Genomic DNA, 13,797 nt, shown 5'->3' with positions numbered 1-13,797 from the left:
TGCTTCTTCTCTTGCTTCTTCCTCACGCTCTTCTGCTTCTTCTCTTGCTTCCTCTTCATCCTTTTCTACTTCATCTTCACGTTTTTCTCTATTCTTTCTTGCTTCTTCTCTATTTTTCTTAGCCTCTTCCTTAAAGGTTTCAGCTAGTGCTTTCATCTCACTTCCAAATTCTTCCTCTGTTATTTCATCAGCTGCTAGCTTAGATTGTAATTCTTCTCGTTGTTTAGCTCTTTGTACCACATGTTCCACTTGTTTTATCGCATTAGAAATACCCTGTCTTGCTTCTTCTGGTAGATCTTCTCTCTCTAGAAGCTTTGTTAACTCTTTTGTACGTTCTTCTAGACTTGCAGATAGAGACTTTTCTACTTCTTCTGCATTATCATCACCAGAGGATTTTGCTTCAGTTAGATCAGCATCCGCTTGCTCTGCACTTAAATTAGATTCTTCTAATAATTGTTCGGATGTTTCTAAATCCCCACTTTCCATTGCTACTTGAGATTCTTTTAATCTCTTCGTTGCATATTGGTCTTGAAGAATAGCCTTATCACTAGTATCTTCTGTTAAATCGTACTCTACTTCTTCCATAATTCGAGTTGTATCATAAAGCTCAGAATCTGGTCTTACTACTTCTTCTGTCTCATCTGCAAAAACATGCCCGCCACCAACAAACAATCCAGTACCTAAAACTAAAAATAATAATTGCTTTTTCATTTCAAACACTCCTTTTTTATAGATTTATATGATTTAACAAGCTTTCTATATTTGGTTTAGCTTGTTCATACTCAGAAACTGGTGACATAAAGATAATAATGAAGTTATTAGAGTCGTTATATTCTTTAAAATATACATCTGTTCTAATAGCATTTTTCAATTTTGACTTAAAAAACAGTTTATTCCCCTCTTCTGAAATGATCTCCACATCTCCAGCACCTGATTTTATTTCTTGTTTTATTTCCTCAAATGTTTTATTAGCTGAAACAGATGAAATAATTGCTTCTAACTTGTTATGGCTTAGAACTACATTCAAATTGGATTTAACAACCTCAGATTTAAATGTCCAGGCTGAATTTTGCTCAACTGAAATACCATACTTTTCATTTTCATATAGTAATTCATTCTCTTCAGTTTTACCATCGTCTTTTTTGTTAACCTCTGCTAAATTATCTGATTCTGATTTTGTTTCTACATTACATGCAACTAATAAAGTAGTTAAAAATAATAAAATAAATGCAAAATACCAATTTTTTTTCATATATAAACCTCCCTTCTTATAAAAAAAAGCACACACCCGTGAACAAGGGTGTGTACTTGTTTACCGGCAACTGGCTGGCTTAGACGTAGTCCTTAGCCCCTATAGCTTTGCGCCCCATCCTTTCAGAAAGTTTGCCTTTATCTAATTTATAGTTTTTTGTGAACTTTTCTATCTTAATCAATTAATACGTAATTACTATGAACTTTTGTGGAGGTAATTTGGAGTTTTTTTTGAAATTATAAAAAAATCTCCCTACCAAAGATCATTTCTTATATTCAATATAACAGAATTAATTAAAATTGAAAATGTAAAAAAGAATTGGCATTCTGGGAACATTTCCAAATATGACTGTCGCAACAGTTAACCATAATACAGTAATATTTAAATTATTTTGAAAGTCTTTCTTCTTTTTGCTTCCAAATTTTCTCCATAAATTTGTATATTCATTTAGATTACTTAATACAACACTTTGTAAGTATTAAATATGTATCGAATAAGTTAGGTCAAATATCCCTTTTAACAACAGCCGATACAAACTTAGAAGTAACACAAAAAAAAGAAGACGAACTCCAAAAGTTCGCCTCCTACACTAAAAGATAAATACGAGTCGGCACGTAATCGGCACGACACAAATTTTTTTGATCAAAATATCAGATAAACATTGTTATATTAACGTTTGATGGATATTACCCGATTGAACCTTCCATCTCAAATTTGATCAGGCGGTTCATCTCAACTGCATATTCCATCGGAAGCTCTTTTGTGAATGGCTCGATGAAGCCCATTACAATCATTTCAGTAGCTTCTTCTTCGCTGATTCCACGGCTCATCAAGTAGAATAACTGTTCTTCAGATACTTTAGAAACCTTCGCTTCGTGCTCTAATGAGATATTCTCATTAAGAACTTCATTGTAAGGGATTGTATCTGACGTTGATTCATTATCCATGATTAGCGTGTCACATTCGATGTTTGAACGTGCACCAGAAGCATTCTTACCGAAGTGGACAATACCACGATACGTTACTTTACCACCCTGCTTCGAAATCGATTTAGACACGATTGTAGAAGAAGTATTAGGTGCTAAGTGGTGCATTTTCGCACCAGCATCTTGGTGCTGACCTTTACCAGCAAGTGCAATTGATAATGTCATACCGCGTGCGCCTTCACCTTTCAATAGAACAGAAGGGTACTTCATAGTAAGCTTAGAACCTAAGTTACCATCAACCCATTCCATTGTTGCGTTAGCATCCGCAGTAGCACGCTTGGTTACTAAGTTAAATACGTTGTTTGCCCAGTTCTGAATCGTTGTATAACGGCAATACGCATCTTTCATCACGTTGATTTCAACAACCGCACTGTGTAGTGAGTTTGTTGTATAAACAGGTGCTGTACAACCTTCTACATAGTGTACAGAAGCACCTTCGTCAACGATGATCAACGTACGCTCGAACTGACCCATGTTCTCTGAATTGATACGGAAGTATGCCTGTAGAGGCGTTTCTACTTTCGTATTTTTCGGAACATAGATGAATGATCCACCAGACCAAACAGCTGAGTTCAGCGCTGAGAATTTGTTATCAGATGGCGGAATCGTTTTTCCGAAGTGTTTACGGAAAAGTTCCTCATTTTCTTTAAGTGCTGTATCAGTGTCTTTGAAAATAACACCTAGGTCTTCTAAGTCTTTTTCCATGTTGTGATAAACAACTTCAGACTCATACTGAGCAGATACACCAGCAAGATATTTTTGTTCCGCTTCAGGAATTCCTAAGCGGTCGAATGTTTGCTTAATCTCCTCAGGAACTTCATCCCATGAACGTTCTGATTGTTCAGATGGTTTGACGTAATAAGTGATCTCGTCAAAATCCAACTCATTCAAATCGCCGCCCCATTGAGGCATAGGCATTTTATGAAACTGTTCAAAAGCTTTCAAGCGAAATTCCAACATCCATTCGGGTTCTTCTTTTTGTCGTGAAATCTCACGGACAACTTTCTCTGTCAGGCCACGTTCTGTACGGAAGATCGATACATCACGATCATGGAAACCGTACTTGTAATCACCTACTTCAGGTGCTTTTTTAGCCATGTTGGTACCCTCCTTAAAATAGTTGCGTAAGGATCCGTTCTACCTTACTCACTTTGCTCTTTATCGACGCCTTGTTCCATTGCCTTCCATGCGAGTGTTGCACATTTGATACGGGCAGGGAATTTTGAAACGCCTTGTAGAGCTTGAATATCTCCTAATTCTTCAACCTTAAAATCCTCTGTATCTGGGTCGTTTCCGAGCATCATCTCTGAAAACATATGAGAGATTTTTACTGCATCTTCCACGTTTTTACCGATTACGACTTGTGTCATCATAGAAGCTGATGACATGCTGATTGAACAACCTTCCCCTTCGAATTTGGCATCTTCAACGATTCCATCTTCTACTTTTAATTGAAGGTCAATGCGATCTCCACAAGTCGGATTATTCAATTCAACAGTGGTATGGTCTCCTTCTAATTGTCCTCGATTACGGGGATTCTTATAATGATCCATAATCACCTGTCTGTACAGTGTATCTAAATTATTAAAAGACATCACCGAAATACTCCTTTGTTTTCTGTAATCCATCGACTAAACGATCGACGTCTTCCTTATTATTATACAGGTAAAAGCTGGCTCTTGCAGTTGCCACGACTCCAAGCTCTCGCATCAGTGGCTGTGCACAGTGATGACCTGCTCGAACAGCAATCCCCATTGAATCCAAGGCCGTCGCTAAGTCATGAGGATGAACATCATCTAAGTTGAAAGTGACTAGACCAGCTCTTTCCTTTGGTCCGAAAATTGTGATGCCCTCGATGGTTTGAAGTCTTTCTAATGCATATTGTATCAATTCTTCCTCATGTTGTTCAACATTCTCCATGCCGATTTCTTCCAAGAAATCGATTGCGGCACCTAGTCCGATTGCGCCTGCAATGATTGGTGTACCACCTTCAAATTTCCACGGAAGTTCCTTCCATGTTGAATCGTGTAGATGCACGAAATCAATCATTTCCCCACCGAATTCGACCGGTTCCATAATTTCTAAGAGCTCCCTCTTACCGTATAATACGCCGACACCTGTTGGTCCGCACATTTTATGAGCTGAAAAAGCATAGAAATCAACATCGAGATCTTGCATGTCGACCTTCATATGAGGAACACTTTGTGCACCATCTACCACAATGACCGCACCATTTTCGTGAGCGATTTGAGTAACCTCTTTGATCGGATTGATGGTTCCAAGAACGTTTGAGACATGCATCATCGCAACCACTTTAGTTTTTGAAGTAATTGTCTTACGCACATCATCAAGTGTAATCGTTCCATCTTCTTGAAGAGGAATATATTTTAGTGTTGCACCAGTAGCTTTTGCAGTTTGCTGCCACGGGATAATGTTGCTGTGGTGTTCCATCGATGTTAGTACGATTTCATCACCTTCCTGCAAATTCTCCCTGCCGTAGCTATAAGCAACAGTATTAATCGCAGTTGTCGTTCCTCTAACAAAAATGACTTCTTTTGTACTTGAAGCATTAATGAAATTTTTGACCTTTTCACGGGCACCTTCATAACCATCCGTCGCGTAACTACCTAATGTATGCACCCCACGGTGAACATTTGAGTTATATTCCTCGTAATAACGGCTCACTGCATCAATCACTTGTTGAGGCTTTTGAGAAGTAGCACCGCTATCCAAGTAAACGAGGTCATTCTCATTTACTTGTTGTTTGAGTATGGGGAACTGTTGACGAACGTCTTCATTTAACATTAATTAACTTTCCCTTCGATAACTTCACGCAGCTGCTTTTGAACAGTTGCAATAGGAATCTCTTTCACGACTGGTGATAGGAATCCGTGAATGACTAAGCGTTCAGCTTCTCGTTGTGAAATACCACGACTCATCAAATAGTAAAGCTGAACCGGGTCAACTCGACCAACTGAAGCTGCGTGGCCAGCAGTTACATCATCTTCATCAATCAAAAGAATCGGGTTAGCATCTCCACGCGCTCCTTCAGATAACATCAATACGCGTGACTCTTGTTCCGCGTTTGACTTAGAAGCACCACGTTCGATTTTACCAATTCCGTTGAAAATAGAAGCTGCTTTATCTTTCATTACACCGTGCTGCAAAATGTACCCTTCAGAATTTTTTCCGAAGTGTACGATGTTAGCAGTGAAGTCCTGCTTCTGATCTCCACGTCCTACTGATACTGCTTTAGCATGTGATAATGAGTTTTCACCCATTAAGTTTGTAATATTTTCTGAGATGGTATGGCCATCGTTCATTTGGCCAAGCGCCCATTCAATCGTTGCATCACGATAAGCTGTTCCGCGACGGTTCACATAAGTGGTCGTTCCTTTTGCGAAATTATCAACTGCACCGTAAGAGACTTTCGATCCATCATGTGCAAAAACTTCACTAACGATATTAGCAACTGTCTGTTCTTCCACATTGTTTGAAACATAGTTTTCTACATAAGTTACTTCACTATGCTGATCAGCCACTAGAATTAAATGGTTATAAAATGCAGCCTCAGGATCTTCTTGCCAGTAAACAACCTGAATTGGTTCATTTACTACAACATTTTTTGGAACGTATAAGAAGATTCCACTGTTTAAAAGAGCAGCATGGCGAGCAGTCAATTGATTTTCATCAACTGAAACTCCGTCCTGCATGAAATATTTTTTAACCAATTCTTCATGGTCTTGAAGTGCTGTGAAAATATCTGTGAAAATAACTCCTTGATCCTTGATATCTTGTGATAATGAAGAATAAGCAACATCGTTGTTACGTACGATGATCAAGTTCTGACTAGTTGTCTCTTCATCAAGAAGCACACGAATTTTTTCAGGAAGTTCATCAAAGCTTTTGATATTGCTTCCTGCAACATCATGCTTGAACTTTGTGAAATTCCAGTTCTTCGTTCTAGTTTTTTGAGTTTTAGGCATTGGAAGGTTTTCAGACAGTTCCAATGCGTTCAAACGTATATCTTTAAACCATTCTGGCTCGTTACGTTTACCAGAATATTGGGTAATATAATCCTTGTCATAAGGTAGCTGAGTTTCTACAGTCATCCTTTTACCTCCTATCTATTACGCGTTTTGACCGACTGTTTCGTCTTCGATTCCAAGTTCTTGCTTAATCCAGTCATAACCTTGTTCTTCTAGTTTTTGAGCTAGTTCAGGTCCACCGGATTTAACTATACGTCCTTGCATCATTACGTGAACATGGTCTGGAGAAATATAGTTTAATAAACGCTGATAGTGAGTGATGATCAAGCAACCAAATTGCTCGTCGCGCATTTTGTTAATTCCTTTAGATACAACTTTCAATGCGTCGATATCCAAACCAGAGTCGATTTCATCCAAGACAGCGATTGCTGGTTGGATCATCATTAATTGAAGAATTTCGTTACGCTTCTTCTCACCGCCAGAAAAACCTTCGTTCAGGTAACGCTGCGCCATGTTTTTATCAATTTCTAAATAATCCATTGTTTCGTCCATTTGTTTGATGAATTGCATCAATGGAATTTCGTCGCCTTCTTCACGGTGAGCATTTATTGAAGAACGTAAGAAGTCAGAGTTTGTCACTCCACTAATTTCGCTCGGATACTGCATAGCTAGGAATAGACCAGCTTGCGCGCGTTCGTCTACTTCCATTTCAAGAACGTCTTTACCGTCCAAGTGTACAGAACCTTGAGTGATTTCGAATTTAGGGTGACCCATGACCGCACTAGCTAGTGTTGATTTACCAGTACCATTCGGCCCCATTACAGCGTGGAATTCCCCACCTTTAATAGTAAGGTTCACACCTTTTAGAATTTCTTGACCTTCAATCTCAACATGTAAATCCTTGATTTCTAAAGTTGATCCTGCCATGTAAATACCTCCATATATATAATTATTGATGGCTATTCTCAATTTATTCTCATTATAATCTTATAACATTTACAAACTATATTCAACTCATTCTAATGAGGAATAACCAAACAAAGCACACTGTCTCTATTATAAGGAAGATTCGACAAAAATTAAAGTAAGTCGAGCTATTCAAAAAGTACAGTGGACTTTGGATTAAGTTTATTTTTTTCTAGGATAAAAAACACACGTAAAAAACCGGGAAGTAAACCCGGTTTGGTAGCGAATTTGGAATTCAGAACAGATTCTATTCTCAAGAGTCGCATAGAATATAAATGAGGTGATTACATGAAAGACGAAGACAACATCATCCCTTTCCCTAAACCTACTGTCGAATTGACAGTAGACGAATATCTAGAACTTGAACACTACAGAAAGAAAATAAGGCAAGCTAAAAACGTAGCAGAAATGGATTATAATTATAATAAGGCTAAAAATCTCATTCAGCATGCTCAAGCACGAAGAAACAAGTAATACCCGTTAGGAGAGTCTTTTGAAACCAAACATCTAGCTTAATTTGTTAAAGTGATTTTTCGATAAAAATAAAACTTCTTAAGCGTTTGTTTTCCATATTGGCCGTGAATTCTAGTTACTTTCCCGTGAGTTTCTGGATTTGCCCGTGGATTGCGACTACTTGCCCGCGGATTTGCGACTCTTACCCGTGAATTTCGATTACTTTCCCGCGAATCTCGTTTCCTTGTCCGTAAGTTTCGACTACTTGCCCGTGAGTTCGTGGTTCCACGGGCGAGTTTGGCGTTTAATGGGCGAATTTTAACCCCAAACGGCGGGTTTTGCGTTCCAACGGGCGGGTTTTCCATTCCTACGGGCGGATTTTCACTCCAAACGGCGGGTTTCCAATTCCAACGGGCGGATTCCCACTCCTGAACAGCGACTTCTCCCTCTAAACGCAAAAAATCCACCACTACTCACAGTAGCGGTGGACTCTCATATCATATATTAACGATGAAGCTGACGATCAACTTCTGCAACTAGTCGATTACATTTCTCATGATCTTGTTGACGCTTCTTCTCAATGTCTAATCTTTTTTCAAGGTTCTTGCTGTACTCTTCAAAGCCAACACCGTGTGTTTGTTGCATACCTTTTTCCATCAATTCCGTGTAAGTCACGTCAATTTCATTTTCATTTAAAATGACTAAATCATCCCTTTCAATTTGTTTACATGTATAAGAATAACACGTAGCTAGGAGAAGCAAAAATCGCTTCATTATTAATTTACCCACGAAAAAAGGGATATAAACATCTCACTTAATGTTATATCCCTTCCTTTTATTTATAGCCTTATTTTCTTTTACATAGAACCAAATGCTCTGAATTTGCTAAAAAAATACATATTGGCTTATTTTTTATTCGTCTACCGGAACGATTGCTCCTTCATATTCTTCTTCCATAAAGTTCTGAATTTCATCTGTTCGCAGCACTTCTACTAGTGTGTGCAGAGCTTCATTACCTTCGTTATCAGCGGTTGTAGCAATCACGTTTGCGTAAGGTGAATCTGAACCTTCCAAGAACACTGCATCTTCAGTTGGTACTAGTCCCGCTTCAATCGCATAGTTCGTGTTGATTGCAACCAGCGCATCACTTTCACGCTCATAAAATTCTGGTAGTAACCCTGCATCGATGCTTGCATCGAATTCCAAGTTCTTAGGGTTCTCTGCGATATCATCAACAGTTGCTGCCACTGGATCCACACCCTCTTCTAACGTGATCAATCCAGCTTCTTGAAGGATAGATAAAATACGACCGTGATCAGCTTCAGAACGACTCATGATCACATTTGTTCCATCCTCTACATCATCTGCACTTGAGATATTTTGAGAATAAATTCCCATCGGTTCGATATGAACTCCACCTAGGCTAACGAAGTCATATCCAATTTCCTCTTTCTGATCCTCTAAATAAGGAATGTGCTGAAAGAAGTTCGCATCAAGCGTGCCATTGTCTAAGTCCTCATTCGGTAATACATAATCTTGATAAACTTCGATTTGAATTTCAATACCCTCTTCTTTAAGTAGAGGTTTTGCTTCTTCTAAAATTTCAGAATGGGGTACGTTTGCTGCCCCGATTACCAATTCAGTTGTTTCGCCCTCAGCTTCGCTATTTTCGCCTTCACCAGACTCTGTATCTTCAGAATCAGTTTCTTCCTCAGTGGACTCTTCACTACCTTCCGAATCTCCATTTGATGAATCTTCCTCATCAGCTGTGCCACATGCTGCTAAAAACCCAATCAATAACGTCGCTAATAAAATAGCTAATAATTTTTTCATTTTAAATAACTCCCCTTCTATCTTTTATCGATTTTATTTGATAATAAATCACCAATCATTTGGAAAATGAATACGATGATTACAATGAAAATGGTACATGCGAATACAACGTCATTATCTCTACGTTGGAACCCTTTCAAGTAAGCTAAATCACCTAAACCTCCGGCCCCAATCACTCCTGCCATTGCCGTATAACTGATTAATGCAATGGCCGTGACAGTGATCCCAGAAATCAATGCTGGCATAGCCTCAGGCAACAATACCTTTAAGATGATCGTGCGAGTTTTGGCTCCCATCGACTTCGCTGCTTCTACAACTCCTTTATCTACCTCCTTTAAAGCTATCTCAACTAATCTTGCGTAAAATGGTGCAGCTCCAATGATTAATGCTGGAAGAGCTGCATTAGGTCCTCGAATTGTCCCCATCAGAAAATCTGTGAATGGAAACAGTAATAAAATTAATATGATAAACGGAATCGCACGGAAAATATTTACCGCTGAAGCCGTTATTCCATTGATCAAACGGTTCTGCCATAGGTTGCCTCGATCAGTTAAAAACAAAAGCAGACCGAGCATAATTCCTAAAATCAGTGTTCCAACTACCGAGATGATAGTCATATACAGCGTTTCGTAAGTCGCCGTCCACATATCTTCCATGACTACATTCGGAAACAATTTACTCAGCATGACTTAACACCTCAACTTCCACTCCTGATGCTTCGATATAAGCAATCGTATTTTCAATCACTCGCTTTTCTCCATTCATTTCGACATACAATGTGCCGTATGAACCTTCCTGGGTTTGAGAAATGGAACCTTGTAAAATGTTCACTTCGACCTGGAATTGTCTTACCACTTCAGTAATAAGGGCACGTTTGGCATGACCTCCGATGAAATGAAGCTTAACAATCTCACTATCGTCCGCTTCATTAATGAATTCAGCTAACTCATCTGTCTGGTGCTCGAGTGGATTTAGTTGCTGCACAAAGCGCTTAGTCGTATGAGCTTTAGGCTTAACAAATACATCCAGCACATCTCCTTGTTCGACAACCTTACCCGCTTCCATTACTGCTACGCGGTGGCAAATCTTTTGAATTACGTGCATTTCATGTGTAATGAGAATAATCGTTAAGTTCAACCTCTTATTGATAGATACTAAAAGATCGAGAATATCGTCTGTTGTTTCAGGATCTAAGGCTGAGGTCGCTTCGTCACATAAAAGAACCGTCGGATCATTGGCAAGTGCACGAGCAATACCTACACGCTGCTTCTGCCCTCCACTTAACTGAGATGGATATGATTTTTCACGACCTTTTAAACCGACCAGTTCAATTAGCTCAATCACTTTTTCATGTCGTTCTGTCTTATTCACTCCAGCAATTTCAAGTGGGAATGCTACATTTTCATAAACTGTTCTAGACCAAAGCAGGTTGAAGTGTTGAAAAATCATTCCTATCTTCTGGCGTTCTTTCCGAAGATCATTAGATTTTAAATCGGTGATATTTTGATCATTTATGGATACGTGCCCACCAGAAGGTTCCTCCAATCGGTTGATCAATCGTACGAATGTACTTTTACCAGCACCTGAATAGCCGATGACCCCGTAAATCTCACCTTTTTGTATGTCCAACGAAACATCGTCAACTGCACTCACTTGTTGATGCTTCGTTTTAAAAACTTTTGATAAACCCTTTATCGAAATCATGTCTTTACCCCTTTCTCGCATTAAAACGTCAGACCATTAAAAAACCTTTCCGTCCATAAGAGAACAGAAAGGAATGTATCCCAATCGTTCTCTCATCTTTCAAAGCCACTCAGCTTTGTTGGATTTAGCACCTGTCAGATCGTCACCTGATGGTTGCCGGGTTTCATAGGGCCAGTCCCTCCACCACTCTTGATAAGAGATATTTAAGTCTTAAATGAAATAAAAAAAACTCTTTCTTGCAAGCACAAGAAAGAGTAACTGTTTACGTTCACTCATTCTCATCTTGCAACGGTTAACACCATTGCTGGAATTAGCACCTTCCGGAACAATGTCCGATGGTTGCCGGGTTTCATAGGGCCAGATCCCTCCACCACTCTTGATAAGAAAGTATTTATTAATTTTTCGATAAATCATATGTTAGCATGGGTGTATAATAGAGTCAACAAAAGAATTCATTTTTTTGAAAAGAGGTTGGTTATCATGCAAGCACCACTATTTGAATTACCATATTTAGACAAAGACAAGACATTCCATTTAGAAGACGTCCTTGGTAAAAAAATCATCGTCCTCACGTTTTGGGTCTCATGGTGCCCAGACTGCTCAAGGGACCTCCCAATGAAAGAACAATTTTATAAAAATATGAAAGACGATTCGGTTGAAATGATTACGATCAACGTACCAGGCCGTGAGAGAGATCCAGAGGAAGCACATGCCTTTCAAGAAAAATTCCTGACGCAACCTGTACTACAAGATCGTGGCAGGGAAGTATATGAATTATACGAAGGTACATCTGTACCGACAACAATCGTCATCGATCGTAACGGAGAAATTGTCGGGCGCTACGGTGATAAAGACAAGTTCGTTGATATCGTCGCGAAAATCAGTGAAATTCTTTAATAAGAAAAACTTGGCTCACCGCCAAAGCCAGCTAAATTAGATACTCTATAAGTATAAAAATATGAGTCCTTACACCAAGTAAGGACTCATTTCTTTTAATACGTGCGGGACGGACCTGAAAGCATACATACGATCAACCGGCCGTCCGTTCTTGAAAACAATCAAACAAGGCACACTCATAATATTATATTTTTGCAAAATATCTGGAGCAAGAGTCGCATTCAGCTCATAAAACTTTTCTTCCTCCAATGCTTCTTCAACATATTCAAGCATTCTCTTAGCCACTTTACAAGTTCCACAAAAGGGACTGTTTACAAAGATGATATGGCTATCTTTTTTCTTTATTAAAAAATTCGCATTGTCACGATTGATTTCATTCATAATATTCTGGCCCCTTCAAATAATCCACTTTCACCTTCATGTTTGCTGCTTGCAAAATAGATGCTAACACGTGATCGGGGGTATCTTCAACTTGTCGATATCTACGGTCGATGAATAAATTCTCAGCATGTGATAATTCTTGATTCAACATTTTACGAAGTTTAACGCCAGAATCATCTGTATCAGTAAAGATAAAAACATCTCGCTCGTATAATAAGAATTCATCAATCATCTCTTCCAATGCATGCAAACCAAGGGTTCCATAAGTACATAAAATTTGAATATCGTCTTCTAAAACTCGCTGAACCTTAATTCGATCCTGCTTTCCTTCAACGATTAACACTCTCGAAAGTTCTTCCATTTTCATCACCAAATTTTTTTGATAAAACTTGGCCTATCGCATGGAACGTAGCGAAAGCCTTAGTTTTTCACATACTTTAATCTCATATATTATATTCAGGATTACCTAAAGTGAGAAAAAGCTGATCCCTCTAGGGGATCAGCTTTTGTCGTCATTAGTCTTCGTCTGTCATTTCCTTGTAAGCATCTGCATCCATAAGATCATCAAGTTCAGATTCATTGCTTGGTTCTACAACAACCATCCAAGCTTTCTCATATGGAGATTCATTCACTAATTCAGGACTGTCTTCTAACTCTTCGTTAACTTCGACAACTTTTCCTGATACAGGAGCGTACAATTCAGAAACTGTTTTTACAGATTCAACACTACCGAACGGCTCGTCTAATTCTAACTCGTCGCCGACCTCAGGTAGTTCAACGAATACGATATCCCCTAATTCTTCTTGTGCAAAGTTTGTGATACCAATTTTTAATTTTCCATCTTCATCTTTTACCCATTCATGTTCTTCAGAATAACGATAATCTTTCGGTAAACTCATTTTTCTGACCCTCCATTATTCAAATTTCACATACATTCATCATACACCATTTTAGACAAGTTGTGCATACTCTACGCCCAAGTTTGCTGAAAAGTTTCTTCCTTGAACCCGACAGTCACTTCTGCACCATCTGTCACTATTGGACGTTTAATCAACATTCCATCTGAAGCGAGCAATTTCATGATGTCATCCTTCGTTATTTCATTCACACGATCCTTGATATTCAACTCTCTGTACTTTTTTCCAGAAGTATTGAAAAATTTCTTAGGTGGAAGATCACTTTTTTCAATCAGATCATGTAGCTCATCTTCCCCTGGAGGATTCTCGACAATATTGATTGATTCATATTCTACTTTGTTCTCATCCAACCACTTCAAAGCTTTACGACAAGTTCCGCATTTTGGATATTGATAAATTATTACTCCCATGACTGCTGC

General features: G+C 38.7%; 17 protein-coding genes and 3 riboswitches. Of the genes, 2 read left to right on the top strand and 15 right to left on the bottom strand.

Annotation, left to right across the window (positions count from 1 at the left end; translation table 11 throughout):
• The 7 genes from CEY16_RS09215 to sufC form a co-directional block, all read right to left on the bottom strand.
• Positions 1-711, bottom strand: a 711-nt coding sequence (locus CEY16_RS09215) for a DUF5667 domain-containing protein (protein ID WP_162297912.1), incomplete at its 3' end; no start/stop codon positions are given.
• Positions 712-727: 16 nt separating this feature from the next.
• Positions 728-1,252, bottom strand: coding sequence for a hypothetical protein (locus tag CEY16_RS09210; RefSeq protein ID WP_101331693.1), 525 nt, complete (start codon positions 1,250-1,252; stop codon positions 728-730).
• A gap of 62 nt (positions 1,253-1,314) precedes the next feature.
• A riboswitch (cyclic di-GMP riboswitch) is annotated at positions 1,315-1,398 on the bottom strand.
• A gap of 540 nt (positions 1,399-1,938) precedes the next feature.
• Entirely contained in the window at positions 1,939-3,336 is a 1,398-nt protein-coding gene (gene sufB, locus CEY16_RS09200; RefSeq protein ID WP_101331691.1) for a Fe-S cluster assembly protein SufB, read from the bottom strand.
• Between the two features lie 44 nt (positions 3,337-3,380).
• The gene (gene sufU / locus CEY16_RS09195) at positions 3,381-3,833 is read right to left on the bottom strand and encodes a Fe-S cluster assembly sulfur transfer protein SufU (RefSeq protein ID WP_101331690.1); all 453 of its coding nucleotides are present in this window, start codon (positions 3,831-3,833) and stop codon (positions 3,381-3,383) included.
• Complete coding sequence (locus tag CEY16_RS09190; RefSeq protein ID WP_101331689.1) at positions 3,823-5,043, bottom strand: cysteine desulfurase; 1,221 nt, start codon at positions 5,041-5,043, stop codon at positions 3,823-3,825. The genes sufU and CEY16_RS09190 overlap by 11 nt, the downstream gene beginning before the upstream one ends.
• Positions 5,043-6,350 carry a Fe-S cluster assembly protein SufD gene (sufD, locus tag CEY16_RS09185; protein ID WP_101331688.1) on the bottom strand — a complete coding sequence of 436 codons (1,308 nt, stop codon included), beginning with the start codon at positions 6,348-6,350 and terminating at the stop codon, positions 5,043-5,045. The genes CEY16_RS09190 and sufD overlap by 1 nt, the downstream gene beginning before the upstream one ends.
• An 18-nt stretch (positions 6,351-6,368) precedes the next feature.
• Positions 6,369-7,154: a Fe-S cluster assembly ATPase SufC gene (gene sufC, locus CEY16_RS09180; RefSeq protein WP_101331687.1), complete on the bottom strand. Its 786-nt coding sequence runs from the start codon at positions 7,152-7,154 to the stop codon at positions 6,369-6,371.
• 327 nt (positions 7,155-7,481) lie between these two features.
• Between sufC and CEY16_RS09175 the strand changes: the two genes are divergently transcribed.
• Positions 7,482-7,667, top strand: coding sequence for a hypothetical protein (locus CEY16_RS09175; RefSeq protein ID WP_101331686.1), 186 nt, complete (start codon positions 7,482-7,484; stop codon positions 7,665-7,667).
• A gap of 483 nt (positions 7,668-8,150) precedes the next feature.
• On the opposite strand, the gene CEY16_RS09165 is transcribed toward CEY16_RS09175, so the two are convergent.
• From CEY16_RS09165 to CEY16_RS09150, 4 genes are all read right to left on the bottom strand, one after another.
• The gene (locus tag CEY16_RS09165; RefSeq protein ID WP_101331684.1) at positions 8,151-8,420 is read right to left on the bottom strand and encodes a YuzK family famiily protein; all 270 of its coding nucleotides are present in this window, start codon (positions 8,418-8,420) and stop codon (positions 8,151-8,153) included.
• 138 nt (positions 8,421-8,558) lie between these two features.
• Positions 8,559-9,479, bottom strand: a complete 921-nt coding sequence (locus tag CEY16_RS09160; protein ID WP_101331683.1) for a MetQ/NlpA family ABC transporter substrate-binding protein — start codon at positions 9,477-9,479, stop codon at positions 8,559-8,561.
• A gap of 17 nt (positions 9,480-9,496) precedes the next feature.
• The gene (locus CEY16_RS09155; RefSeq protein ID WP_101331682.1) at positions 9,497-10,165 is read right to left on the bottom strand and encodes a methionine ABC transporter permease; all 669 of its coding nucleotides are present in this window, start codon (positions 10,163-10,165) and stop codon (positions 9,497-9,499) included.
• A complete protein-coding gene (locus CEY16_RS09150) occupies positions 10,155-11,183 on the bottom strand; it encodes a methionine ABC transporter ATP-binding protein (protein ID WP_101331681.1) in 1,029 nt (342 codons plus the stop codon). Before CEY16_RS09150 ends, CEY16_RS09155 begins: the two co-directional genes overlap by 11 nt.
• A gap of 89 nt (positions 11,184-11,272) precedes the next feature.
• Positions 11,273-11,382, bottom strand: a riboswitch (SAM riboswitch).
• Between the two features lie 76 nt (positions 11,383-11,458).
• A riboswitch (SAM riboswitch) is annotated at positions 11,459-11,569 on the bottom strand.
• A gap of 94 nt (positions 11,570-11,663) precedes the next feature.
• Here CEY16_RS09150 and CEY16_RS09145 point away from each other — a divergent pair.
• Positions 11,664-12,080, top strand: a complete 417-nt coding sequence (locus tag CEY16_RS09145) for a TlpA disulfide reductase family protein (protein ID WP_101331680.1) — start codon at positions 11,664-11,666, stop codon at positions 12,078-12,080.
• A 69-nt stretch (positions 12,081-12,149) separates the two neighbouring features.
• On the opposite strand, the gene CEY16_RS09140 is transcribed toward CEY16_RS09145, so the two are convergent.
• The 4 genes from CEY16_RS09140 to CEY16_RS09125 all read right to left on the bottom strand — a co-directional run bounded on the left by CEY16_RS09140 (position 12,150) and on the right by CEY16_RS09125 (position 13,788).
• Positions 12,150-12,461, bottom strand: a complete 312-nt coding sequence (locus tag CEY16_RS09140; RefSeq protein ID WP_101331679.1) for a thioredoxin family protein — start codon at positions 12,459-12,461, stop codon at positions 12,150-12,152.
• Positions 12,454-12,822, bottom strand: coding sequence for a toprim domain-containing protein (locus CEY16_RS09135; protein ID WP_101331678.1), 369 nt, complete (start codon positions 12,820-12,822; stop codon positions 12,454-12,456). The genes CEY16_RS09140 and CEY16_RS09135 overlap by 8 nt, the downstream gene beginning before the upstream one ends.
• 154 nt (positions 12,823-12,976) lie before the next feature.
• The gene (gcvH, locus tag CEY16_RS09130; RefSeq protein WP_101331677.1) at positions 12,977-13,360 is read right to left on the bottom strand and encodes a glycine cleavage system protein GcvH; all 384 of its coding nucleotides are present in this window, start codon (positions 13,358-13,360) and stop codon (positions 12,977-12,979) included.
• Positions 13,361-13,431: 71 nt separating this feature from the next.
• Entirely contained in the window at positions 13,432-13,788 is a 357-nt protein-coding gene (locus tag CEY16_RS09125; protein WP_101331676.1) for an arsenate reductase family protein, read from the bottom strand.
• Between the last annotated feature and the right edge of the window lie 9 nt (positions 13,789-13,797).

The organism is Halalkalibacillus sediminis, assembly GCF_002844535.1.
GTDB classification, from domain to species: Bacteria; Bacillota; Bacilli; order Bacillales; family Alkalibacillaceae; genus Halalkalibacillus_A; species Halalkalibacillus_A sediminis.
This window is presented reverse-complemented; position numbering and strand designations above follow the sequence as displayed.

Excerpts from the sequence above, each read along its gene's own strand:
- CEY16_RS09210 (WP_101331693.1), bottom strand. The coding sequence starts at position 1,252 with ATGAAAAAAAATTGGTATTTTGCATTTATTTTATTATTTTTAACTACT.
- sufB (WP_101331691.1), bottom strand. The coding sequence starts at position 3,336 with ATGGCTAAAAAAGCACCTGAAGTAGGTGATTACAAGTACGGTTTCCAT.
- sufU (WP_101331690.1), bottom strand. The coding sequence starts at position 3,833 with ATGTCTTTTAATAATTTAGATACACTGTACAGACAGGTGATTATGGAT.
- CEY16_RS09190 (WP_101331689.1), bottom strand. The coding sequence starts at position 5,043 with ATGTTAAATGAAGACGTTCGTCAACAGTTCCCCATACTCAAACAACAA.
- sufD (WP_101331688.1), bottom strand. The coding sequence starts at position 6,350 with ATGACTGTAGAAACTCAGCTACCTTATGACAAGGATTATATTACCCAA.
- sufC (WP_101331687.1), bottom strand. The coding sequence starts at position 7,154 with ATGGCAGGATCAACTTTAGAAATCAAGGATTTACATGTTGAGATTGAA.
- CEY16_RS09175 (WP_101331686.1), top strand. The coding sequence starts at position 7,482 with ATGAAAGACGAAGACAACATCATCCCTTTCCCTAAACCTACTGTCGAA.
- CEY16_RS09165 (WP_101331684.1), bottom strand. The coding sequence starts at position 8,420 with ATGAAGCGATTTTTGCTTCTCCTAGCTACGTGTTATTCTTATACATGT.
- CEY16_RS09160 (WP_101331683.1), bottom strand. The coding sequence starts at position 9,479 with ATGAAAAAATTATTAGCTATTTTATTAGCGACGTTATTGATTGGGTTT.
- CEY16_RS09155 (WP_101331682.1), bottom strand. The coding sequence starts at position 10,165 with ATGCTGAGTAAATTGTTTCCGAATGTAGTCATGGAAGATATGTGGACG.
- CEY16_RS09150 (WP_101331681.1), bottom strand. The coding sequence starts at position 11,183 with ATGATTTCGATAAAGGGTTTATCAAAAGTTTTTAAAACGAAGCATCAA.
- CEY16_RS09145 (WP_101331680.1), top strand. The coding sequence starts at position 11,664 with ATGCAAGCACCACTATTTGAATTACCATATTTAGACAAAGACAAGACA.
- CEY16_RS09140 (WP_101331679.1), bottom strand. The coding sequence starts at position 12,461 with ATGAATGAAATCAATCGTGACAATGCGAATTTTTTAATAAAGAAAAAA.
- CEY16_RS09135 (WP_101331678.1), bottom strand. The coding sequence starts at position 12,822 with ATGGAAGAACTTTCGAGAGTGTTAATCGTTGAAGGAAAGCAGGATCGA.
- gcvH (WP_101331677.1), bottom strand. The coding sequence starts at position 13,360 with ATGAGTTTACCGAAAGATTATCGTTATTCTGAAGAACATGAATGGGTA.
- CEY16_RS09125 (WP_101331676.1), bottom strand. The coding sequence starts at position 13,788 with ATGGGAGTAATAATTTATCAATATCCAAAATGCGGAACTTGTCGTAAA.